At 42.9% G+C, this 22,232-nt stretch carries 20 protein-coding genes; 15 read left to right on the top strand and 5 right to left on the bottom strand.

Features of this window, described 5'->3' with window-relative positions; translation table 11 throughout:
• Positions 1 to 6 precede the first annotated feature (6 nt).
• Positions 7 to 405, bottom strand: a complete 399-nt coding sequence (locus O3627_RS03940) for a hypothetical protein (protein ID WP_125381842.1) — start codon at positions 403 to 405, stop codon at positions 7 to 9.
• Positions 406 to 761: 356 nt separating this feature from the next.
• On the opposite strand from O3627_RS03940, the gene O3627_RS03935 reads away from it, so the two are divergent.
• The 3 genes from O3627_RS03935 to O3627_RS03925 all read left to right on the top strand — a co-directional run bounded on the left by O3627_RS03935 (position 762) and on the right by O3627_RS03925 (position 4,181).
• The gene (locus O3627_RS03935) at positions 762 to 2,333 is read left to right on the top strand and encodes a DEAD/DEAH box helicase (protein ID WP_002912002.1); all 1,572 of its coding nucleotides are present in this window, start codon (positions 762 to 764) and stop codon (positions 2,331 to 2,333) included.
• Between the two features lie 385 nt (positions 2,334 to 2,718).
• Positions 2,719 to 3,465 carry a DeoR/GlpR family DNA-binding transcription regulator gene (locus tag O3627_RS03930; RefSeq protein WP_002897983.1) on the top strand — a complete coding sequence of 249 codons (747 nt, stop codon included), beginning with the start codon at positions 2,719 to 2,721 and terminating at the stop codon, positions 3,463 to 3,465.
• Positions 3,466 to 3,647: 182 nt separating this feature from the next.
• A complete protein-coding gene (locus O3627_RS03925) occupies positions 3,648 to 4,181 on the top strand; it encodes an isoprenylcysteine carboxyl methyltransferase family protein (protein ID WP_111676113.1) in 534 nt (177 codons plus the stop codon).
• 44 nt (positions 4,182 to 4,225) lie between these two features.
• Here O3627_RS03925 and O3627_RS03920 read toward each other — a convergent pair whose 3' ends face one another.
• The 4 genes from O3627_RS03920 to O3627_RS03905 all read right to left on the bottom strand — a co-directional run bounded on the left by O3627_RS03920 (position 4,226) and on the right by O3627_RS03905 (position 8,552).
• The gene (locus tag O3627_RS03920) at positions 4,226 to 5,092 is read right to left on the bottom strand and encodes a DapH/DapD/GlmU-related protein (protein WP_343091968.1); all 867 of its coding nucleotides are present in this window, start codon (positions 5,090 to 5,092) and stop codon (positions 4,226 to 4,228) included.
• Positions 5,085 to 5,348: a GIY-YIG nuclease family protein gene (locus O3627_RS03915; RefSeq protein ID WP_315687445.1), complete on the bottom strand. Its 264-nt coding sequence runs from the start codon at positions 5,346 to 5,348 to the stop codon at positions 5,085 to 5,087. The genes O3627_RS03920 and O3627_RS03915 overlap by 8 nt, the downstream gene beginning before the upstream one ends.
• On the bottom strand, positions 5,338 to 6,084 hold the full coding sequence (locus O3627_RS03910) for a tRNA1(Val) (adenine(37)-N6)-methyltransferase (RefSeq protein WP_343091969.1): 747 nt from the start codon (positions 6,082 to 6,084) through the stop codon (positions 5,338 to 5,340). The genes O3627_RS03915 and O3627_RS03910 overlap by 11 nt, the downstream gene beginning before the upstream one ends.
• 128 nt (positions 6,085 to 6,212) lie before the next feature.
• On the bottom strand, positions 6,213 to 8,552 hold the full coding sequence (locus O3627_RS03905) for a cation-translocating P-type ATPase (RefSeq protein ID WP_343091970.1): 2,340 nt from the start codon (positions 8,550 to 8,552) through the stop codon (positions 6,213 to 6,215).
• 157 nt (positions 8,553 to 8,709) lie between these two features.
• Between O3627_RS03905 and O3627_RS03900 the strand changes: the two genes are divergently transcribed.
• The 12 genes from O3627_RS03900 (at position 8,710) to O3627_RS03845 (ending at position 22,222) form a co-directional block, all read left to right on the top strand.
• Positions 8,710 to 9,450: a 1-acyl-sn-glycerol-3-phosphate acyltransferase gene (locus O3627_RS03900; protein ID WP_002900842.1), complete on the top strand. Its 741-nt coding sequence runs from the start codon at positions 8,710 to 8,712 to the stop codon at positions 9,448 to 9,450.
• A gap of 72 nt (positions 9,451 to 9,522) precedes the next feature.
• Positions 9,523 to 10,071, top strand: a complete 549-nt coding sequence (locus O3627_RS03895) for an HXXEE domain-containing protein (RefSeq protein WP_185756104.1) — start codon at positions 9,523 to 9,525, stop codon at positions 10,069 to 10,071.
• Positions 10,072 to 10,219: 148 nt separating this feature from the next.
• Positions 10,220 to 10,900, top strand: coding sequence for a helix-hairpin-helix domain-containing protein (locus O3627_RS03890; protein ID WP_032916008.1), 681 nt, complete (start codon positions 10,220 to 10,222; stop codon positions 10,898 to 10,900).
• Positions 10,884 to 13,124 carry a DNA internalization-related competence protein ComEC/Rec2 gene (locus O3627_RS03885; RefSeq protein ID WP_002906998.1) on the top strand — a complete coding sequence of 747 codons (2,241 nt, stop codon included), beginning with the start codon at positions 10,884 to 10,886 and terminating at the stop codon, positions 13,122 to 13,124. The genes O3627_RS03890 and O3627_RS03885 overlap by 17 nt, the downstream gene beginning before the upstream one ends.
• Positions 13,125 to 13,248: 124 nt before the next feature.
• Positions 13,249 to 14,376 carry a DUF805 domain-containing protein gene (locus O3627_RS03880; RefSeq protein WP_048771585.1) on the top strand — a complete coding sequence of 376 codons (1,128 nt, stop codon included), beginning with the start codon at positions 13,249 to 13,251 and terminating at the stop codon, positions 14,374 to 14,376.
• Between the two features lie 250 nt (positions 14,377 to 14,626).
• On the top strand, positions 14,627 to 15,673 hold the full coding sequence (gene holA, locus O3627_RS03875) for a DNA polymerase III subunit delta (protein WP_048771588.1): 1,047 nt from the start codon (positions 14,627 to 14,629) through the stop codon (positions 15,671 to 15,673).
• 62 nt (positions 15,674 to 15,735) lie between these two features.
• Positions 15,736 to 16,341 carry a superoxide dismutase SodA gene (sodA, locus tag O3627_RS03870; RefSeq protein ID WP_002906995.1) on the top strand — a complete coding sequence of 202 codons (606 nt, stop codon included), beginning with the start codon at positions 15,736 to 15,738 and terminating at the stop codon, positions 16,339 to 16,341.
• A gap of 135 nt (positions 16,342 to 16,476) precedes the next feature.
• Positions 16,477 to 17,556 (top strand): serine hydrolase, encoded by a 1,080-nt coding sequence (locus O3627_RS03865; RefSeq protein WP_002934461.1) that lies wholly within the window; start codon positions 16,477 to 16,479, stop codon positions 17,554 to 17,556.
• Positions 17,557 to 17,766: 210 nt separating this feature from the next.
• Positions 17,767 to 17,907, top strand: coding sequence for a hypothetical protein (locus O3627_RS03860; protein WP_002897970.1), 141 nt, complete (start codon positions 17,767 to 17,769; stop codon positions 17,905 to 17,907).
• A 265-nt stretch (positions 17,908 to 18,172) separates the two neighbouring features.
• On the top strand, positions 18,173 to 19,753 hold the full coding sequence (locus O3627_RS03855) for an ABC transporter ATP-binding protein (RefSeq protein WP_268682930.1): 1,581 nt from the start codon (positions 18,173 to 18,175) through the stop codon (positions 19,751 to 19,753).
• Between the two features lie 14 nt (positions 19,754 to 19,767).
• A complete protein-coding gene (locus tag O3627_RS03850; protein WP_002906992.1) occupies positions 19,768 to 20,253 on the top strand; it encodes a hypothetical protein in 486 nt (161 codons plus the stop codon).
• A 169-nt stretch (positions 20,254 to 20,422) separates the two neighbouring features.
• Complete coding sequence (locus O3627_RS03845; RefSeq protein ID WP_002906991.1) at positions 20,423 to 22,222, top strand: serine hydrolase; 1,800 nt, start codon at positions 20,423 to 20,425, stop codon at positions 22,220 to 22,222.
• Positions 22,223 to 22,232: the final 10 nt, after the last annotated feature.

The raw sequence follows: 22,232 nt of genomic DNA, 5'->3' as shown, positions 1-22,232 counted from the left end.
GCCTATCTAGACGGTCTCTTCATCACTTTTTTGCCTTTTTCGATATTCCATTCCCCAGCCGATGATCCAGCAGAAGACGAGCAGATAATTTTCAATCCAGCCCAGTAGATTGGCTTGATTCGCCTTTTCCAGATAGCCTAGCAGATGGTTGGTTCCAAAGCCCAGCCCACCCAGAATCAGTGCTAGCAAGGTCATACGCAGATAGAACCAATCATACTTCATGTTGGCGGCAATGATTAAAGGAAGAATAGCCAGATTCCAGAAACCAATTTCCCGCTGCCAGTAGGGAGCTAGACCATAGATGGACTCATTGCCCAATAGCTGGGGCTGGAATATCTGGATTATAGCCGCGCCCAGCATAGCTAAGATTAGTAAAATGAAAATCACTCGTAAAATTTTATTCATACCTGTCTCCTTTCTTCTTTGTAGATTATAATGTTTTTGAAAATGATTTTCAAGTTTTCATTTTTTACAAAAGAATCTCTAATAAAATATTTTACAGCCAAGTCCTATCTTTTTAGGTGCTTTTGTGGTATACTAGATTAGTTGCAGAAATATAGTTTTTCTATTCAGTGGGAACTAGCGACCGAGTCGGCGCTTTTTTAGTGCCTGGACTTGAGAGACCATATTTATGAAGAGAAGAGCGAATACTCTCAGAAAATCGAGATTTAACAAGCAACAAGTGCTTGGTATGTTTCGATAGTTGAGTATCAAAAGCCTTATAAGGTGGCTTCGCACCGCCTTTAGAAAGAAGAAGAACATTGAAATTTAATGAATTACATTTATCTGCTGAATTACTAGCAGAGATTGAAAAAGCTGGCTTTGTAGAAGCAAGCCCTATTCAAGAGCAGACAATTCCACTTGCTATGGCAGGTAAGGATGTTATTGGTCAGGCCCAGACAGGGACAGGAAAGACAGCAGCCTTTGGCTTCCCAACTTTGGAGAAGATTGATACAGATAATCCTGCTGTGCAGGCTTTGATTATTGCTCCGACCCGTGAATTGGCTGTGCAGAGTCAGGAAGAGCTTTTCCGTTTTGGCCGCAGCAAGGGGGTCAAGGTGCGTTCTGTCTACGGTGGCTCCAGCATCGAAAAGCAAATCAAGGCCCTCAAATCAGGTGCTCATATCGTCGTAGGAACACCTGGCCGTCTCTTGGACTTGATCAAACGCAAGGCGCTTAAGCTGAATCAGATTGAAACCTTAATCTTGGACGAAGCGGATGAAATGCTTAACATGGGATTTTTGGAAGATATTGAGTCTATCATTTCCCGTGTGCCAGAAGAGCGTCAGACCTTGCTCTTTTCAGCGACTATGCCGGATGCTATCAAGCGTATCGGTGTCAAGTTTATGAAGGAACCTGAGCATGTCAAGATTGCTGCTAAAGAGCTGACGACAGAGCTGGTAGACCAGTATTATATCCGTGTCAAAGAAAATGAAAAATTTGATACCATGACCCGCCTGATGGATGTGGAGCAGCCTGAGCTGTCTATCGTCTTTGGCCGGACCAAGCGCCGGGTGGATGAGCTGACTCGTGGCCTGAAAATCCGCGGTTTCCGAGCAGAGGGTATCCATGGTGATTTGGATCAAGGCAAGCGTCTTCGCGTTCTGCGCGACTTTAAAAACGGCAATTTGGATGTCTTGGTGGCGACAGATGTGGCCGCGCGTGGATTGGACATTTCTGGTGTGACCCATGTCTACAACTACGACATTCCGCAGGATCCAGAAAGCTATGTTCACCGGATTGGTCGGACCGGTCGTGCTGGTAAGTCAGGTCAGTCTATTACTTTCGTAGCGCCAAATGAAATGGGCTATCTGCAGATTATCGAAAATCTGACCAAGAAGCGCATGAAAGGCCTCAAGCCTGCCACTGCAGAAGAAGCTTTCCAAGCTAAGAAAAAAGTTGCCCTTAAGAAGATTGAACGCGATTTTGCTGATGAAAGCATCCGTTCTAACTTTGAGAAATTTGGCAAGGATGCCCGCAAGCTGGCAGCAGAATTCAGCCCAGAAGAGCTGGCTATGTATATCCTCAGCTTGACGGTGCAGGATCCAGATGCCCTTCCTGAAGTAGAAATTGCCCGTGAAAAACCATTGCCATTTAAACCGTCTGGCGGAGGCTTTGGTGGAAAAGGCAAGGGCAGTCGGGGCGGAAATAGCAACCGTCGCAGTAATGACAATCGCCGTGACCGAGGTGGCCGTCGCGATCAATTTAAGAAAGGTCGCAAAGACGAGCGTTTTGACAAAGAAAATCGCTACCGCAAGGATCACAAGAAGCCACGCAATACTTCTAGCGAGAAGAAAACCGGCTTTGTTATCCGCAACAAGGGTGATAAATAAGGCAGATTGTTAATTAGAGTTGGCGGCAATTTTAGCGTCGAGAGAGAATGCAAGTTCTCTCTTTTTGTTTGTTCAATAAATCTTCTTATTCTCAGTTCTGCAGAAATATAAGTATGAGCCAATGTAGTTTCCTTAATCATGCTGATTGAAGCAGTCCTGTTTTTCAAAGTAAATTATAGCCTCCTTATTTCTGCTGTGAACTGTTTCTGGTGTTTTTGCTATAGAACAGGATTCAAAGTATTTCAACTAATTTCGATATCAAAATTCAACATATCAGTCAATTAAAATAAAAAAATTCACAAATCTTTGTTTATATGCTGGAACTGTTGTATAATAAGGTGAAGGTGAGTCTGTAAGAAATTCAGGAGCAAAAGGAGAATGTAAAATGAAAGAAAGTAGACATAGAATCATTCTGCAAGAACTGGATCAAACAGGTGTGGTTGCTGTTAAAAACCTCAAAGAAATGCTGGGCGTTACGGATATGACCATCCGTCGGGATTTGATTGATTTGGAGAAGCAGGGCATGCTGACCCGAGTTCATGGCGGAGCCCATAAGAAGGTCAAAAATGCTCTTAACGAGATTTCCCATTCAGAAAAGCAAATGCTGAATGTTGAGGAGAAGAAGCAGATTGCCCGTAAATGTGCGGATTTGATTGCTGACGGGGATACGGTCTTTATTGGGTCAGGCACCACAACCGATTTTATCGGAGACTATTTGGATGGCAAAAATATCAGCATTGTCACCAATTCGCTGCCAATTTTTGAAAAGTTAAAAGAAAGAGCCAACTTAGATTTAATTCTGATTGGCGGCCGTTATCGGGCTAAGACTCAAACCTTTGTCGGTCAGTTTGCCAATAATCTTTTGAAAGAAATCAAGGTTTCTAAGGCCTTTATTGGAGCGAATGGCATTGACGGTCATAATGTTACGACCAGCAATGAAGAGGAAGGCAACGGCGACGCGATTATCCTTAACAATGCCATCAGCAAATACATTGTAGCCGATAACAGCAAGTTTGACAGCTATTCTTTCTACTCTTTTTACCGGCTGGACAACCTCAGTGCAGTTGTGACGGACGACAATATCGCTCCGAAAGTCAAGGAAAAATACAGCACCTATGTTGAAATTCTGTGATGTCTGACCGATGAGAGAAACTTGCTTCAAATAAATATTTTATAGAGGTTGTGACTGGGATCTTGTTTAGAAATTCTAGTCGCAGCTTTTTTATATCTTGGTCGATTTTGTAAACAACAGTCTTGACTTAGTCGCGGAATTCCTTATATAATAAAATGTATTATTAAATTTTAGGAGGTCTTATGACAATCATTATAGTGATTTTTGCGGCTGTGTCGCTTTTTCGTTTGGTGTTTTTGAGGAAATCCTCTCAGAATGAGCAGGATATTCTGGCCAAGGGTGGCATGGAGTACGGGGTGAAAAACTCAACTATCATGAAGTACCTACACATGCTTTTTTATGCAGTTTGCTTTCTGGAGTTGCTCCTGAAAAAGCCGGCTTTTGACTTTGTGAGCCTATTGGGGGCTGTCTTGTTGCTCTTTTCTATGTTTATGCTCTACCTTGTTGCCAAGCTTTTGGGACCAGTTTGGACCATCAAGCTCATGCTGGTTAAGGATCATAAGTTTGTTGACCACTGGCTCTTTCGCAATGTCAAACATCCTAATTATTTTCTGAATGTTGTACCAGAATTGGTGGGTTTGGCCCTGCTCAGTCATGCTTACTTTGCTCTTTTCATCCTCTTCCCGCTCTACTGTATCACCCTCTATGTCCGTATCAAGGAAGAAGAGCAGTTACTCAAGGAAGTTATCATTCCAAATGGAATTGCTGGTGAATAAAGTTAATATAATGCATATTGATTGCAAAAGAAAGGCTAGGACGTTTATGTCCTAGCCTTTTCTTGCATGAATTTTCGTATTTCATCAGCCATTTGCTGGGGTTGGTTCGCTTCAAAAAGTAAAGTATTTTCTTCAGGCTGGTGGGCAGTTTGGCTGAAAGCCAAAACTGGCTTTCCCTTGCTGATAGCCCTTTGGACAATTTGGTCGACTTCTCCCCAGTGATTGATATCCAAGTAAATATCCGCCCTATCGAGCAAATCTTCAATAAAGTCATCTTGGTGAATATTGGTGTAGAGGTTGATATTGGGATAGTCCTTAAAGCTGGCCAAGTAAGGAGAAATATTGGTTTTGGCAGCAATGTGAAATTCCAAGTCTGGCAGATTTTCTGCTAAATAGGCCAATTGTTCCAAGGTATCAGAAGCTGTCAGCGTAAAGGCGTGGAAATTGCCCTGTGGACGCTCCTTAATGATAAGCTCTTCCTTGCTCATGGCGATAGAGTTGCTGGGAATATCTTGGAAAATCAAGCTGTTGGCTCCAATGATGACATTATCGCCAATGGTCACACCCTTGAGGATCACAGTATTGGCCCCAATCCAGCAGTTTGCTCCAATCTTAACCGGCGCAACAGTAAAATCAATCTTCTCAATGTGATAATTAGAATACTGATGATTATGGTCAAAAATGCGGACCCCGTCGCCAAACATAGTGTCTTTCCCGATTTCGATAGAGTGCTGACAGCGGACAGTGCAGTGATCGTTAAAGAAAACCCGGTTTCCTAGTTTGAGTTGTGCTCTGCTGGCTACACTGAGGCTGGTAAAAGATTGGAAGACGACATCTTGACCGATATCAAGCTGGCTGTCTGGGGAAATTTCGATATGATGAAAGTCGCCTTTAAACTGGATTTCAGGCATTTTGAGTCCTTTCTTTGATGTAAGCCAGTTTGGCTTGTCTAGTTTTCTTTTTAAAGAGGGCTTCAGCCGACATGGCGGCTGGTTTATTAGGGTGTTCTTCTTGGTAAAGTAAGGCGACAGGCAGCCGAGCGCGGGTGTACTTGGCTCCTTTGCCAGCTTGATGTTTTTTGAGTCGGGCTTGAACATCCGTTGTGTAGCCCGTGTAGAGGGATCCGTCCCCGCATTCAAGCACGTACATATAGGCTTTATTTTCCATAGTAAATCTCGTGAATCTCCGGAGTGTAGCTGCCGTCCTGATTGTGAATAAAGAGAGGGGGCAGGATTTTTAGACCGTCGCGGGAACCATCTTTAATAGCTTCGATAAGCAACATATTGGCCTCTTTACCCAACTTTGGATAGACAAACTGGATGCGCTTGGGAGCCAGGTTGTGGGCTTGCATGGTATCTAAAATATCTAAAAAGCGTTCTGGTCGATGAACCATGGCCAACCGACCATTGGATTTGAGGACTCGCTGGGCGATCTTGCAAATCTCTTCCAGATTGGTTGAAATTTCATGGCGGGCTAAAAGGTAGTGCTGGCTTTCATTGAGATTGGATTGCTTGTCCACTTTGAAATATGGAGGATTGCAGAGAATCATATCAACCCTGCTGCCAGTAATATAGCGTCCTAGGTTTTTCAGATCGTCCTGAATGACCTGCATTTGCTGAGTCAAATCATTGAGCTCGATGGAGCGCTCGGCCATGTCTGCCAAACGTTCCTGGATCTCGACTGCGAGAATCTGAGCCTTGGTGCGAGTGCTGGCAAAAAGTCCAACAGCGCCATTTCCAGCACAAAGATCGACAATCAGACCTCGCTGGGGCAGCTTGGGAAAGCGGGAGAGCAGCACGCTGTCTACCGAATAGCTGAAGACCTCACTATTTTGAATAATCTTGACATCTGTCGAAAAGAGCTGGTTGACGCGTTCTCCGTCTTTTAGTTTTGCTTCGTTCATAAGTCAATTATAGCATGATTTAGCAAGGATTCCAAAGGGATATGGGAAGTTTTTGCACAATTAAAAAACATGCGAGAACCCTCGCATGTTTCCATGAGCTTAAATGCTGATTCTTTTTTAGCTAGCTCTTAATCAAATCTGTATTTCTGCTTGATGGTGCAGGCCACAAAGACAAGTCCGAAAACGACCATGAGAATCAGATAGACTGGTAAAGTTGCGGCTGTCAGCGTTGCAATTTCCAAAAGGTGCTGCAGGACAAAGGCTGATAGATAGAAGCCAAAGACAGAGAAGATAATAAGCAGGCTGCGCCATAGGTTGAGTGGCAGGCAGGCCCGAATGACTGACAAGAAGCTGATGCTGCCTAGCAAGTAGTAGGTCAGGGTGGACATTTCTATGTCGCTCCAGCCATGGCTGCTGCCCCAGATGCGGACAAATAGCACGCTGAAGACAATCATGAGGGAGCTTGGCAGAGCAAGCTGCAGGGAGCGTTTGAGGAAGTGCTTTTCAACCGGCTTAATATTGCGCTCAAAGGTGAGGACAAAGGGTGGGAAACCTTCGACAAACTGGTCAATCAAGGTGATCTGAATCGGGATGAATGGGAAAATCAAGAGGTATTCAGGTTTTCCGAGCAGGATACTGGCGATACAGATGATAGCTAGGATAAAGGAATAGATGGTCTTGATGAAGAAAATCGGAGCAATCCGGCCGATATTGTTAACGACCCGGCGACCTTCAAAAAGAATCTCGGGGACATCGTTAAAGTCGGAGTTAAGAAGGACCAAGTTGGCAATTTGCCGAGTTGCGGGGTCTCCCTCGGCCATGACGATGGAACAGTCTGCTTCACGTAAGGCCAAGATATCATTAACACCATCTCCCGTCATGGCTGTTGTCCGACCAGCGGCTTTAAGAGTCTGGATGAGCAGCTTCTTCTGATGGGGAGAGACACGGCCAAAGATGGCAGTCTCTTCTGCTTGCTCAACCAGTTCTTGATCGCTGATTTTAGAGCAGTCGATGTAGCTGTCGTAGTTGGCAAATCCAGCCTGGCTCGCAATATGGGAAACGGTCACTGGATTGTCACCAGAGATGATTTTCAGATCAACATCCTGAGAGCGCAGGTAGTCCAGTGTCTCGGCTGCTCCCTCACGAATAGGGTCGGTGATTTCCAGAACAGCCAGAGCAGTCATATCTTCAGGCAGACGGATGCTGTGTTTGTCTAGCACTTGGTCGCTGTGAGCCAGTACCAAAACCCGAGATCCGCGTTTTTGAGCCTCTCCAACCGCTGCAGGATTGCTGTCCAGCAGCATTTCAGGTGCCCCCAAAAAGATGGTTCCGACACTTGATAAATGCATAGCCCCCCATTTTCGGTCACTAGAAAATGGGATGACATTGTCGCTAGTATAGGTGTGCTCCAGGTAGCCGTAGCCCTTGCGGATAGCCTGGGCTGTTGGGTTATTATCCTCACTGGTTTGGATGTAGGCTGCTAAGATTTGACCGACAGTCTCATCAGAAAACTTATCTGAAAGGCTATGTAAGGCTTCAACAGTCATCTTACCTTGAGTAATTGTCCCAGTCTTGTCCAGGCAGAGAGTATCCACCCGAGCCAGAGTTTCAACAGAATACATTTCCTGAACAAGGACCTTGCGCATACCTAGCTTGATGACAGCTGTCAGGAGTGACGTGACTGTCAGCAGAGCGATTCCCTTAGGCAGCATACCCAAAAGGGCTGTCGAGCTGGTAATGACAGAGTTTTTGACAGGCAATCCCTTTATCATCAGGGCTTCAAAGAAGAGAGCCATTCCGAAAGGAATGATAATTTTTCCGGTAAAGCGGGAAATTTTCCCAAGATTGTAAAGAATGCGCGAGTTGATAGGCTTGAGTGTTTTAGCCTCAGTCATGAGCTTGTTGGCATAGTTATCTGCGCCGACATGGTGCACCTCAGCATAGATCTGCCCACTAGCCAGAAAGCTACCAGACAGCAGCTCAGCGCCTTCTTCCTTGAGAACCAAGTCACTCTCCCCTGTCAGCATGGCTTCATTGGCCTCGGCAACACCCTCTACTACACGGGCGTCACTGGGAATTTGCTCGCCGGCTGACAGCTTGATCAGATCACCCAGTACAATTTCTTCTGGCTGAATCTTGACTTCCTGGCCATCGCGGATGACTGTGACCAGCTCTCGGCTGACCAGATTTAGCTTGTCAATCATGCGTTTGGCTCGCAGTTCCGTAATAATACCAGTGACGGCGTTAAAGCTGATAACAGCGAAGAAGACCAGATTGCTCCAGGCTTGGACAGAGACCAAGGCTAGAGCAATAACAAAGTTAAGGGCATTAAAAAGGGTGAAAACATTCCGCTTAACGATTTGCCAGTTACTAGTACTGGTGTCACTTATAAAATCGTTGGTCAGGCCCTGCGAAATCTTTTCATCTACTTGGGTTTGGTTTAAACCAATTAATTCTTTCTTGTTCATGAGATTAATGATACCATTTTTTTATGGAAATGGCTATCAGAATCAGCTGTTACAGCCAAAGTTTGGAAAAATATTGCAGACTATAATGGGATAGGGTATAATGGGAAAGGATGTAATAAATTTCAAGTATAATTTTGGTTTGAAATAAGGAGAGTTTATGTTTTATACTTATTTGCGAGGTTTAGTGATTTTTATCCTGTGGACCTTAAACGGCAATGCACATTACCACAATAAAGAAAAGATTCCTTCAAAAGATGAAAATTATATCTTGGTGGCCCCTCACCGAACATGGTGGGATCCAGTTTACATGGCTTTTGCGACCAAGCCCAAGCAGTTCATTTTCATGGCCAAGAAACAGCTCTTTGAAAATCGGGTGTTCGGCTGGTGGATTCGCATGTGCGGTGCTTTTCCTATCGACCGGGAAAATCCTGGTCCGTCAGCTATCAAATATCCTGTCAATATGCTGAAAAAGAGCAATCGTTCTCTGATTATGTTCCCAAGCGGCAGCCGCCATTCTACGGATGTCAAGGGAGGAGTGGCAGTGATTGCTAAGATGGCTAAAGTCCGTATCATGCCAGTGGTCTATGCTGGTCCTATGAGCCTCAAAGGCTTGGCAGCTGGGGAGCGTGTGGATATGAATTTTGGTAATCCCATTGATATTTCAGACATTAAGAAGATGAATGATGAGGGAGTTGAGGAAGTGGCCCGCCGTGTTCATGCTGAGTTTGACCGTCTGGATGCTGAAGTAGCCCCTTACCAGACACAAAAGAAAGGCAATATCTTCTTACGGATTTTACGTGCCTTTGTCTTTATTCCTGCTATTTTGATTGGAATTTTGACCATCATTTTCAGCTTTTTTGCTAGCTTTGTCTGGGATCCAGATAAGCATAGAAAATAAGATACTAATCAGCTTGCTGAGCAATTTTGCTTGGGAGCTGATTTTTGTATGCAAGTGAGTTATAATGTTGGTATGTTTTATAAGGAGGATGCCATGTCTCTTACTTTTTTATCTTTTGTAACCTTATCACTATTTATGCTGCACGAGTTTGATGAGATTATCCTGGTTCGGCCTTGGATTTCTCAGAATCAAGACCATCAAGACTATCAAAAGGAGATGTTCATTGCCAGAAGAGGAAGTTATCTTTCTGCTGAAAGTATAGCTCTGATGATTGCGGAGGAATTTCTGCTGGCCTTTAGCCTTTTGTTGCTTGCGATTCTATTTCGCATTCCCGAGCTGGCTCTGGCTATTGGCTTCTGTCATACTCTCCATTTGCTGGGCCATATCATGCAAGTGTTTCGCTTTCGTCGCTGGGTACCGGGCGGCTTCACAGCTTTGACGACTTTTCCTATACTCATCTTAGTCTTTATCCTTTATCTATGTCAGCAGTCAGTTTCTTGGCCGCTGCTTCTGATTCTAAGCGTGCTTGTGATGGCTTTTCTTTTAGCAAATCTGGCTTTTTTGCATAGCAGAGCTCAAAAGATAGAAGCTTGGATATACAGGATAAGCAAAGCAGACTGATATTGCAGCTTCTATTTTTGTCAATGGCCTTTCTATCTATACGACTTCTTGCAAAATAAAGATTTTAAAATATGACAAGCTGAAAATATTCTCGGCTTGTTTTATTTTTTTGCAATCTTTTACGAATAAAAAGACAAAGGAGAAAAATATGCTTGAAGAAATCATTGAAAAGCTGAAAGAATACAAACTCTTTGTCGGTCTGGCAGTAGTTGGTACTGTGCTAGGTGGCTTTTTCCTCATCAAAGGAAATCACCAGCCGCGAAATCAGGTGGCCGCCTTGAGTCAAGAGGTAACTTCCTCATCCAGCTCAGCTGATGAAGAGAGTGAAAAAGTTCTTTCTAAGGCCAAGGCGGATGAAGAGGAGAGTGAGCAAGTCACTGTGGATATTAAAGGCGCAGTTAAGAATCCTGGTGTCTATGAGCTGAGAGCGGGAGCGAGAGTCCATGAAGCCATCCAAAAAGCTGGCGGATTGACAGCAGACGCCGAGGCTAAGTCCATTAATCAGGCACAAAAATTAACAGATGAAGCAGTAATCTATGTGGCAAAGATTGGTGAAGAAGGAGCCGATGTCACACAGACCGGCCAGTATCAAGCAGGAGCTTCTGATTCTGCTGGTGCCAGTGGTGGAAAGTCGGACAAGGTCAATCTAAATACGGCGACAGAGACTGAACTGCAGACTATTTCAGGCATCGGGCAGAAGCGGGCTTCAGACATCATTGCCTACCGCGAAAGCAATGGCCGCTTCAAGTCAGTAGATGATCTGAAAAAGGTGTCAGGTATTGGAGATAAGACCTTAGAAAAGCTGAAAGAATATGTCACAGTGGATTAAAAAGCTACCCCTCCCCCCTATCTATCTAGCTTTCATCCTTGTATGGGCCTATTTTGCAGTCTACTCTGGCAGTTCCTTGGCTTATTTTGGGTTGGGGGTACTTCTACTTCGTCTCTTTTTCAGCTATCCTCTCAAAAAAAGTCTAGCTGCCTTGGCATTCCTGTCCCTTTTTGTCCTCTTTTTCTTGCTTCGTCGGGAAATGGCAGAGCAGGCCTTTAGGCAGGAACCTCCTTCAGCTAGCTTGGTTCAAGTTTTGCCGGATACGATCAAAGTCAATGGAGATTCCCTATCCTTTCGAGGGCGAACGGACGGTCGGCTTTATCAGGTCTTCTACAAGATCAAATCAGCCAGTGAAAAGGAAGATTTTCAGCAACTGACAGATTTGGTCGTCCTTGATGTTGAAGCAGAGTTTGAACACGCCCAGCAGCAACGAAATTTTTCGGGCTTTGACTATCAGGCTTATTTAAAGAGTCAGGGGATTTACCGTACCTTAAAAATCAATAAGATTCAGTCACTAAGACCATTTTCCAGCTTAAATCCACTGGATTGGCTGTCTGTTTGGCGGAGAAAAGCGCTGGTCTATATTCGAAGTAATTTTCCCAGCCCGATGAGTCATTATATGACTGGACTCTTGTTTGGTGACTTGGATACGGAGTTTGCGGAAATGAGCAATCTGTATTCTAGCTTGGGTATCATCCACTTGTTTGCCTTGTCTGGTATGCAGGTAGGTTTCTTTTTGGATGGTTTTCGCAGGATTCTTCTACGTTTGGGGATGAAGAGGGAGACAGTAAACGCCTTGCAGCTACCTTTTTCATTTATCTACGCTGGACTGACAGGCTTTTCTGTTTCTGTCGTCAGAAGCTTAGTTCAGAAGTTGTTGGCCCAGCAAGGACTGACCAGATTAGATAACTTTGCTCTGACACTGATGGTTCTCTTTATCATCATGCCCAATTTTCTTCTGACAGCAGGCGGTGTCTTGTCCTGCGCCTATGCCTTTTTGATTTCTATGATGGATTTTGAAAAGTTACCGCCGATTCGTAAGCTTTTAGCGGAAAGTCTGACTATTTCATTGGGGATTTTGCCTATACTAATCTACTATTTTTCTGAATTTCAGCCTTGGTCTGTGATTTTAACTTTTCTATTTTCACTATTCTTTGACCTGCTGATGCTACCGGGGTTAACCCTCATTTTTATTTTGTCACCACTTGTAAAAATTTCTCAGGCCAATTTTTTCTTTGAGTTACTCGAAGATGTGATTCGTTGGGTAGCTGATTTTACTCCGCGTCCTTTGATTTTTGGGAAGCCCAACCTCTGGTTACTGTTTGCTCTGCTTTTGGTTTTGGCTTTAATCTATGACTTTCGGAGAAAGAAAAGCTGGCTTTTATCTTTTAGTTTGCTTACTCTTCTCTTATTTTTTCTAACAAGGCATCCGCTGCAAAACGAGATCACAGTAGTGGATATTGGTCAGGGAGATAGCATTTTTCTCAGGGACTGGCGAGGCAGGACGGTTTTGATTGATGTAGGAGGACGAGTCGAGATAGGAAAGAAAGAGGCTTGGCAGGAGCGACAGACTTCATCCAATGCAGAAAAGACCTTAATTCCCTATCTCAAAAGTCGTGGCGTTGCTAGTCTGGATGTATTGGTCCTGACTCATACCGATACCGATCACATGGGAGATATGCTGGAGGTAGCTAAGCATTTTTCCATCAAGGAAATCTATGTTTCTAAAGGAAGTCTGACTCAGCTTGATTTTGTTCAAAAACTGGAGCAGATAGAAACTTCTGTCCATGTCGTAGAAGTAGGAGATGAGATTCCGGTGTTTGACTCAGTTTTGCAGGTTCTCTATCCTAGCGGAACAGGAGACGGTGGAAATGATGATTCAATTGTACTCTACGGGGAGTTCTTTCAGACAAAATTTTTGTTTACAGGTGATTTGGAAAGGCAGGGAGAAATTGAACTGCTGCAGCGATTCCCTCAGCTGAAAGCAGATGTCTTAAAAGCAGGACACCATGGCTCCAAAGGCTCTTCCAGTCCAGAGTTTTTAGAGCAAATTCAGCCGAAACTGGCCTTGATATCAGCTGGCCAGAATAATCGTTATCGACATCCGCATCAGGAAACTTTGCAAAGATTTAAGAAGTTTAATACAGCCATCTATCGAACTGACCAGCAGGGGGCCATTCGTTTGATTGGTTGGAATTCCTGGAGGATTGAAACGGTTCGTTGATAGCTGCGTTAAAGATGCCAACTGATACTTTGTAGACTGCTTAGCTTCAGTTAGGAAGTCATATTGATTTATTTATGCATTTGTGATAAGATAATGGGTATAAAAAATTATAGAGGAGAATTTTATGTTTGCTGCATATAAAAAATTCTGGACACACTATGCTGATTTTTCAAGCCGGTCTAGCCGGTCAGACTATTGGTGGGTAGTTTTATGCCATGTTATTGTTACTGCACCGCTATTTATCATTTTTTGGGCATCTGCTTTTGGAAGTATTCTTTCAGCAGCAGTTCAAGACTCAACTTATGGATATGAATCAGATCCATCAGCAATCTTGGCTGGAGCAGGATTCGCTGTAATCTTTATTTTCATCTTAATTCTCTATGCTCTGGCAACTTTTGTACCTAATTTAGCTATCATTGTCCGTCGTTTACGTGATGCTGGTTATCATTGGGCATTTCTTTTCTTGTATGTTGGTCCTTTTTTACTATCATTTATTCCAGTTCTAAATATTATTGCAGGAATAGTATCTCTTCCATGTAGTATTGCTTTGATTGTTTTGCTTTGTCAAGGATCTAAGCCTGAAATGGTTGGAAATTCATATGGTCAGCAAAACTTCCAAGGACAACAGTTTGGACAACAGCCATACAATCAAGGTTTGAACTATGAAAAACAACCACAACAAGGCGGTTTCCAAGGTCAGCAGTTTGGCCAACAGCCACAGCAAGGTGGTTTCCAAGGACAACAGTTTGGTCAACAACCACAACAATCTGTTCAAAACCAACCATTTGGTCAACAGCCACAGCAAGGTGGTTTCCAAGGTCAGCAATTTGGTCAGCAACCACAGCAACCTGTCCAAAACCAATCATTTGGTCAACAACCACAACAACCTGTTCAAAATCAACCATTTGGTCAACAGCCACAACAAGGTGGTTTCCAAGGACAACAGTTTGGTCAGTCACAACAACCTGTCCAAAACCAACCATTTGGCCAACAGCCGCAACAAGGTGGCTTCCAAGAACAGCAGTTTGGTCAACAGCCACAACAACCTGTTTCTGAGCAAAGTCAAGCGGTGGAGCAAACAGAACCAGTTCAAAATCCATTTACTGCTGAAACACCTGAGCAGTCAACACCTCAAGATTTTGGAACTCAGGCACCTGTTCAAGATAATCCTTTTGTTTCATCAGTTCAAGAGGAGCAAGCTTCTACACCAGCTGAAAACAGTGTAGAGGATGCAACTGAAAATCAAGAATAAACAAAGAAGAGTTGGAATTTTTCCAGCTCTTTTCGTTCTATTGCTCGTAGAAAATCTTGAACAGAACTGGACATGGATAGTTTTTTAGAACAAAGAAAAATGAAGCTAGTAACAGTTTCTATTTATATAGCAGATCTATTCAAAAATTAGATTTTGTTTGCAAAGAAAATAACAGACTTTCCGACTCTTTTTTGTTACAATCAATACATGAAAAAAATTGACAAGAAATATAAAGCAGGGGAGACTTTCGGTGTTAGCTATTGAGGAAATTAAAAAAATCACGCCAAGCAATCTTCCTGCTTTGACCATTTTGGCTGGGGATGATTTGGGGCAGTTTGAGTTGTTGAAAGAGCAGTTTCTCCGCCAGATTCAGTTTCAACCGAGTGATTTGAACACTGCTATTTTCGATATGAAAGAAGCAAACTATCAGGATGTGGAATTGGACTTGGTCAGTCTGCCTTTTTTTGCGGATGAAAAAATCGTAATTTTGGACCATTTTGCTGATTTGACAACAGCCAAGAAGCGGTATCTGACTGATGAAGAACTCAAATCTTTTGAAAATTACCTAGAAAATCCAGCGGATACAACTCATCTGGTTATCTTCGCAGAAGGTAAGTTGGATAGCAAGCGCCGTCTGGTCAAGCTACTGAAACGGGACGGGAAAATTTTTGAGGCTGCAGAACTCAAGGAAGCAGATCTACGGGCTTATTTCAGTAAGGAAGCGCAGGCAGAAGGATTACAATTTGCTACGACAGCTTTCGATCAGTTGCTGCTGAAATCAGGTTTTCAGTTCAGTGAAGTTAGTAAAAATCTAGCCTTTCTGAAAGGTTATAAAGAGTCTGGTCAGATTGGTTTAGAAGACATTGCCGAGGCCATTCCCAAGACTCTTCAGGACAATATTTTTGACCTGACCCAGCTGATTTTGCAGCAGAAGATTGATGAGGTCAGAAGTTTGGTACGAGATTTGACTCTTCAAGGTGAGGATGAAATCAAGCTTATTGCCATTATGCTGGGGCAGTTTCGTATCTTTACGCAGGTTAAGGTTTTAGCAGAAAATGGCAGAGCTGAGAGTCAGATTGTGTCTGATTTGTCTGACTATCTAGGCCGCAAGGTCAATCCTTATCAAGTCAAGTTTGCTTTAAAGGATGCTCGCTCACTGAGTTTAGCCTTTCTTAAAAGGACCATGGCCTGTCTGATTGAAACGGATTACCAGATTAAGTCGGGGCTGTATGATAAAGATTACCTGTTTGATTTGGCTCTGCTCAAGATTGCGACGGGTGACTTACAAGCAAAATAGTTGAAAAATTCTAATGATTGCGTTATCATTTTTATAATCATATAGAAAAAGAGGTCTATCAAATGGCAATTATCTTACCTGATCTTCCTTACGCTTACGATGCGTTAGAGCCTTACATTGATGAAGAAACAATGCACTTGCATCATGACAAGCACCATAATACCTATGTAACGAATGTTAATGCTGCGCTTGAAAAACATCCTGAAATCGGTGAGGATTTGGAAAAATTATTGGCTGATGTTGAGTCTATTCCAGCTGATATCCGTCAGGCAGTCATCAACAACGGTGGTGGACATCTTAACCACGCTCTTTTCTGGGAATTGATGACACCAGCAGAAACATCACCATCTGCAGAATTGGCAGCAGATATTGAAGCTACTTTTGGATCATTTGAAGACTTTAAAGCAGCTTTTACTGCAGCGGCTACAACTCGTTTTGGTTCTGGCTGGGCTTGGTTGGTTGTCAATAAAGAAGGCAAGTTGGAAGTGACCTCAACAGCAAATCAGGATACTCCTATTTCAGAAGGTAAAACTCCAATCTTAGGACTGGATGTTTGGGAACATGCTTACTATGTGAAATACCGCAATCTTCGTCCGAATTACATTCAAGCTTTCTTCTCAGTTATTAACTGGAAAAAGGTTGACCAACTTTACGCAGCTGCGAAATAAACAGGCAGTTTCAATATATAAAAAGGTGAATCGTTTAAAGATTTGCCTTTTTTAATGCTTAAAATACCTTTTTTCTGGATTTCACTTGTTATTTTCCTCATAATTTTTTATAATACAAATGCTAGGAGAAATGTTTTGAGTAAAAAAATTGTAACGATTATCGTAGCTGTCCTTTCTTGTCTTTGTCTGCTGGGCTTCATCTTCCTTTTTATAACCCAACGAAATAAGGCTATTGAAAAGAAAGCACAAGAGGCTGCCCAACTTGCAAAGTCTGGCGAGCAAGAACAGGAAGAAGAGAAAGTCAAGCCTGATTCCAAACTAGTTGAAGAAAAGCCGAAGCCTGTTGAGAAAAGTCCAGAGGAGAAGCAGAAGGTCATGGAGGCGGACGGCCCGACTATGGATGCTTTGGGGCTGCGATTTGACTATGCAAATTTGGATTTGACTCAGGTCATTCAGGCTTATATGACTGAAATGGGAATTGAACCCTCCCAGGTTGCATTTTCATATAAGGATTTGACGACTGGCAAGACCTTTGCAATGAATGATACCCAGCCTATGACTGCGGGATCGACCTACAAGCTCCCTCTCAATATGCTGGTAGTAGATGAGGTTGCTGCTGGAAAACTTTCTATGGACGAGCGGTTTGATATTACCAATACAAACTATGAATATAGGGGCGAGCATGATAACTATGTCGGTGCTTTCAACGGTGCTATGAGAATATCAGACATGCAGGAATATTCCTTGGTTTATTCTGAAAATACTCCAGCGTACGCTTTAGCAGAGCGTCTGGGCGGTATGGAAAAGGCCTATGATATGTTTAGTCGCTACGGTCAGTCCAAGGCTGATATTAAGACGATCAGCCGGGAGAATAATAAGACCACGACGGACTACTATATTCAAGTTCTTGAGTATTTGTCTAAAAATCAGGAAAAGTACAAGGACATCCTTTACTATATTGGCGAATCCTTCCCAGGTGAATACTATAAGCGCTATCTGCGTGACATTACCATCTATCAAAAGCCTGGATATGTTCGTGAGGCGCTCAATGTGGATGCATTAGTTATGGAAGAGAAGCCTTATATTATAGCTCTCTATACGGCTTATTTAGGTGGTAGCACCGAGGCCAGTGATGAGATCAGTGGTGTCGGAATTGAGCAAGTTGGTCAGTTAGCCTACGTCATCAATGAATGGCATCGGGTTAATATGAACTAAGAGCAATCTAGTCTAGACAGGCTAGATTTTTTGATAGCTATTTAGAAAAAAACCAAAATACCTCTTGCTTTTTTGAAAGAGAAGTGTTACAATCTATTTAGAAGATGTTCTAATTACTTCATTCTGCTCTGTTTAATTAGTCACTGAGCAATTTTTTATAAAAGCTATTTAGAAAAAATTCTAAATTTCTCTACTCAAAAAGGAGGAAAAATGAAGAAAGCAAGAAACTCAATCCTACTAACCGTAGTAGGTCTAGTGACGGGTCTATCCATTTGGCTGGCTGTTTTTTCCTGGGTGCTCTATAAAAATAAGGACGACCTGCAAAAAATATCCAATCAAAAACATTTTTAAATACAAAATAGGCAATCTAGTTTTTCTAGACTAGATTTTTTAATCCAGAGTATTTAGAAATAAATCGAAATACCTAAGAAGGATTAGATTGCTTCGTTTCGTACTCTTTATTTAGAAAATTTTCTAAATAGATAGATAAAGGAGAAAAGATGAAAAGAGGATTACTTTTATTGCTTATAGGCTTGCTCACGGTTTTATCCGTCTGCTAGGCAATTCCGTCTTGGATCGTTTTCAAAAATAGACGAAAATTGGAAGGAAAAATTAAATGTTGAAAGAAATTTTACGGAAATACCGCGCTTCTTATCTGGGTGCGACTATCTTTAGCATTGGAGCAACGATTTTTATCACTTTGTTTTCTTTGCAGCTGGGAGTTGTTGTGGACAGTGCGCAGAAGGCTCATTCTAACTTGCTTGGACAATTCTTTATCTGCCTTTTTTGCACTTGTGCTTGGTCTCTTTGCAGCTTGCTGGCTATTTGGTTCAAGAACAATCATAATAAGCAAGTCTTGGAAGAAGTCAAAACGAGGCTTTTCCATTCTTTTTATGACAAGAATTTGCATGACAAGGCTTCCGAGCAGGAAAATAGCTATCTCAACACAACGACCAAGAATATGGATATTTACCAAGAGAATTACTTGACCTCGCGCTGTGATATTGTGGCTGCCTTTTCTTCAGTTTTTATCAGTACACTGGCTATTTTTTGGATTGAATGGCGCATGGCTCTGGGCTTTATTCTCATTTCTTTTTTGACCATGGCTGCGTCGCAAATTCCGGGGGTCTTGATGAGAAAGGCGACGGCGAATTTTACCCAGAAAAGCAATCATTTCTTGAAGCAAGTCACCAATTTTTTGGAAGGGTTTGAGCAAATCAAACTTTTGCAAATCCAAAAAAGGGTGGTTGAGCACTTGTCTAGCAGTAACAGCGATTTTGAGCAAGCCAGAAAAAGTTACAATGTGGCAAAAGAAGGCGCTGTGAATCTGATGATGTTCTTTAGCTTTCTGTCTCAGATATTTTGTATGTCTCTGGGGATTTGGTTTGTCAGTCAAGGCTCACTGACGATTGGAGCTTTGATTGCCAGTCTTCAGCTTTTGAACTTTGTCTTCACTCCTTTGCAGCTTTTTATCAATAACAAAAATCTCATGAGCACGGTCAAGGATATTGAGAATGATTTTGATGCTAAGTTGGCTAAGAAAGAAGCGGAGCCCGCTCAAAATCTGACCGAAACGATTGAGCGGATTGATTTTGAACATCTCGGTCTGGAGTTGGGCGACAAGGCTCTCTTTCAGGATTTTTCTTATCAGTTTGCCAAGGACAAGCACTATGCCATTATCGGCGAGTCTGGTCGGGGCAAGTCGACCTTGATGAAGCTCTTGCTTAATTATTTTGATAAGAAGGACTACGCTGGTCAAATCATGGTCAATGGTCAAGCGGTCAGCCAGCTAGCAAGCGACAGCCTTTATCAGAAAATCGCCTTTATCCAAAAGAATGACTTTTTTATCGAGGGAAGTGTGGCGGACAATATCGCGCTATACAGAGATATAAATGCACCTGACCAAACTTCCTTGTACCAAAGTCTGCATTTTAATGAGGCTTTCTTGAGCAAGAAGCTGGACTTGGAGCGGCAGGAAGTTTCCTATGGCGAAAAGCAGCGGATTGATTTGGCGCGCTTCTTGGTCAAGGATTATGATGTGCTGATTTTTGATGAGCCGACTAGCAATCTTGATCCCAACTTGGCAGCGGAAGTCATGGACTATATCTTGTCGATTAAAGACCGCATTGTTATCGTTATTACCCACAATCAAGGTCGGGCTCTTTTAGACCGCTTTGATGACTGTCTGGAATTATAAAAGGAAGAAAGAAAATGAAATTAAAATGGAAAGAATTAGTGGCAAGCCTAATCGTTATTTGGCTACCGCTTATCTACGCTTTGTCAATCTATGCAGACCTACCTCAGCTAATCAGAGGGCATTTGCCCTATAGCGGTCTAGGCATGCCCAAGCAAATCTTTATCTGGTTTTTGCCAGTTCTCTTGAGTGTAATTCAACTGATTGTTTGCTACACGACGACTATTAAGGAGATTATCGACAAGCAATTTGTCCATTTCCTTTACTGGCTGGTTCCCTTTATCAATGCCGTAGTTTATATCAGCGTTCTTCTTTATGCGCTCAATCCGTCTTTTCCGATATTTAAGGTCAATGGGATTATGGTGGCAATCAGCCTTAATGCTGTCAGCTACTTTCTCACGAGAAAAATAGTGGCAGACCAAGAGCCGGCTCCACGCGTTTTAGCTTATATCTTCAGTGGCATCAGCTCAATCCTTTTTCTTGTGAGCCTCTTCCTCTTTTAAAAATGTCTGATACGAAAGGAGAAAATCATGTTTTATATTTTCGTTTTTGTTAAAATCCTGTTATTCTTTATCTTTGGCTGGTTGTGGCTGCTTCTCAGCCTGTTCGGTTTGCCCTTTTTCTTTCCTTTTTGAGTGAGTGAACTCTAGTAAATGATGATTGGAGGCAAACATGAAAACATCATTTTTGAAAAGCGCTGTGGCGCTAGTAACTTGTGGGCTGGTCGTTTTTGGAGCGGGTCACGCTTACGCCGACCAGCAGAAATTGCCGTCGGGCACGCCTTATGACCAAATCGGTCAGAAAATTGAGGACTACTACAAGGAACACGAAAAAACCAGCGCGGGGCTAGCGGCAGCAGTCTTTGATAAGGACGGCAACACTCTTTACCAAAACAACTTTGGCTATATGGACAAGGAGAAAAAGCTAGCTGTAGACGATAGCTCGGTTTTCGAGTGGGGGTCAACGACCAAAATCACGGTTTGGGTCAGTGTCATGCAGCTTTGGGAAGAAGGAAAAATCGACCTAAAAACAGATATAAAAGAGTATCTGCCCAAGGATTTTTTGACAAACCTCAAGTACGACAAGCCCATTACCATGCTTGACCTCATGAACCACCAAGCGGGTTTTGAGGATTACCATTTATATATAGGTGTTGATAAGAGTTTAGGGACATTGCTAAAAAAAGCTCCGTCGCAGATTTATGAGCCGGGAACGGTGACCTCCTATTCTAATTATGGGACAGCACTGGCAGGCTATATCGTGGAGCGGGTGAGCGGGCAATCCTTTGCCGACTATGTCCACGAGCATATTTTCCAGCCGCTGGGTATGGAGCACACCGCTCTCAAGCCTGATTTGTCGGATAATCGCTATGTACAAAAGCAGCGGGAGAAGGAGAAAACCTATGATACAGAAGGTAACTTGCTAAAAGGTGATGTGCCATTTGTCCTCGGAGAATATCCAGCGGGGCGAGCGACAGGCACTTTTTCCGATTTGAAACGCTTTGCCCAAGCTCTCTTGCAAAAGAAAACGCTCTTTAAGCGAGCAGAGACTTGGGAGAATTTTTACAGCGCTAGCCATACTTATCCGGGTACGGACGTTCCTGTCAATGCTCATGGACTGTGGGCGACAGAATTTGAAAACACCAGAACGCTTGGGCACGGTGGAAATTCGCCGGGCTTTACGACCAGCCTCTTGATTGATTTGAAGTCAGGGATTGGCTCAGTCGTTACAGTCAATCAGAGAAATGAGTTCCATTTTGCTATCGCCATGCCCGACCTCATTTATGGTGGGAAAAAAGAAGCCTCAAAGGCGTCACAAAGAGATTTTCAAGCTGGTTTTTATCGCGAAGCGCGCATTTTTAGTGGAGGTCCCCTGTCTATATTGAGGGTTTTCAAGTCGACTAGCTATCTAACTAACCCTTCTGAAAATGCGGCTATCAAAGACTATTTTGGTTTTTGGACGGCAGGAGAAAGAGGAGGGCACTATATTCTGAACCTGCCTATTTCAGATAGGACAAAGCTGCCCTTGTTGGATGTTATCAAAGATTATGGTAGTTTATTACTCGCTGGGCTCGCCGCACTGTATGTCGCCCTTTGCTATCTCAGCGGTATTTTGGCAAAATTATATCGTTTGCTCACTAGGAAAAATAAGGGAAGCAACTCAGCTGTTTGGTCAATCTGGCATTATCTGACGGGCTTCCTTATTCTTTGGGTGTTTCGCAATTTATTCTCATTTTTCTCTATTATTCTTGCGAAAAATTCTTTCGACCTAGCTGGTCTGACGGGGCATTTTCAACTCTTTGCCTTGCTTGCTCTAGTCTTGCTGATTAGTGCTTTTCTGCCCTATCTGCCTTTTTTCAAAGAGAGATTGAAGCAAGGAAATAAATACCTCACGCTAGCGACTAGCTCCGCCGCTTTTATCATCGCTTTTAATATTTTCTATTGGTCGCTATACCAGTGGTGGGCACTTTAATAGAAAGGTG

Origin of the sequence: Streptococcus sp. 27098_8_82 (genome assembly GCF_041431615.1) — a bacterium.
GTDB lineage: Bacteria > Bacillota > Bacilli > Lactobacillales > Streptococcaceae > Streptococcus > Streptococcus sanguinis_K.
This window is presented reverse-complemented; position numbering and strand designations above follow the sequence as displayed.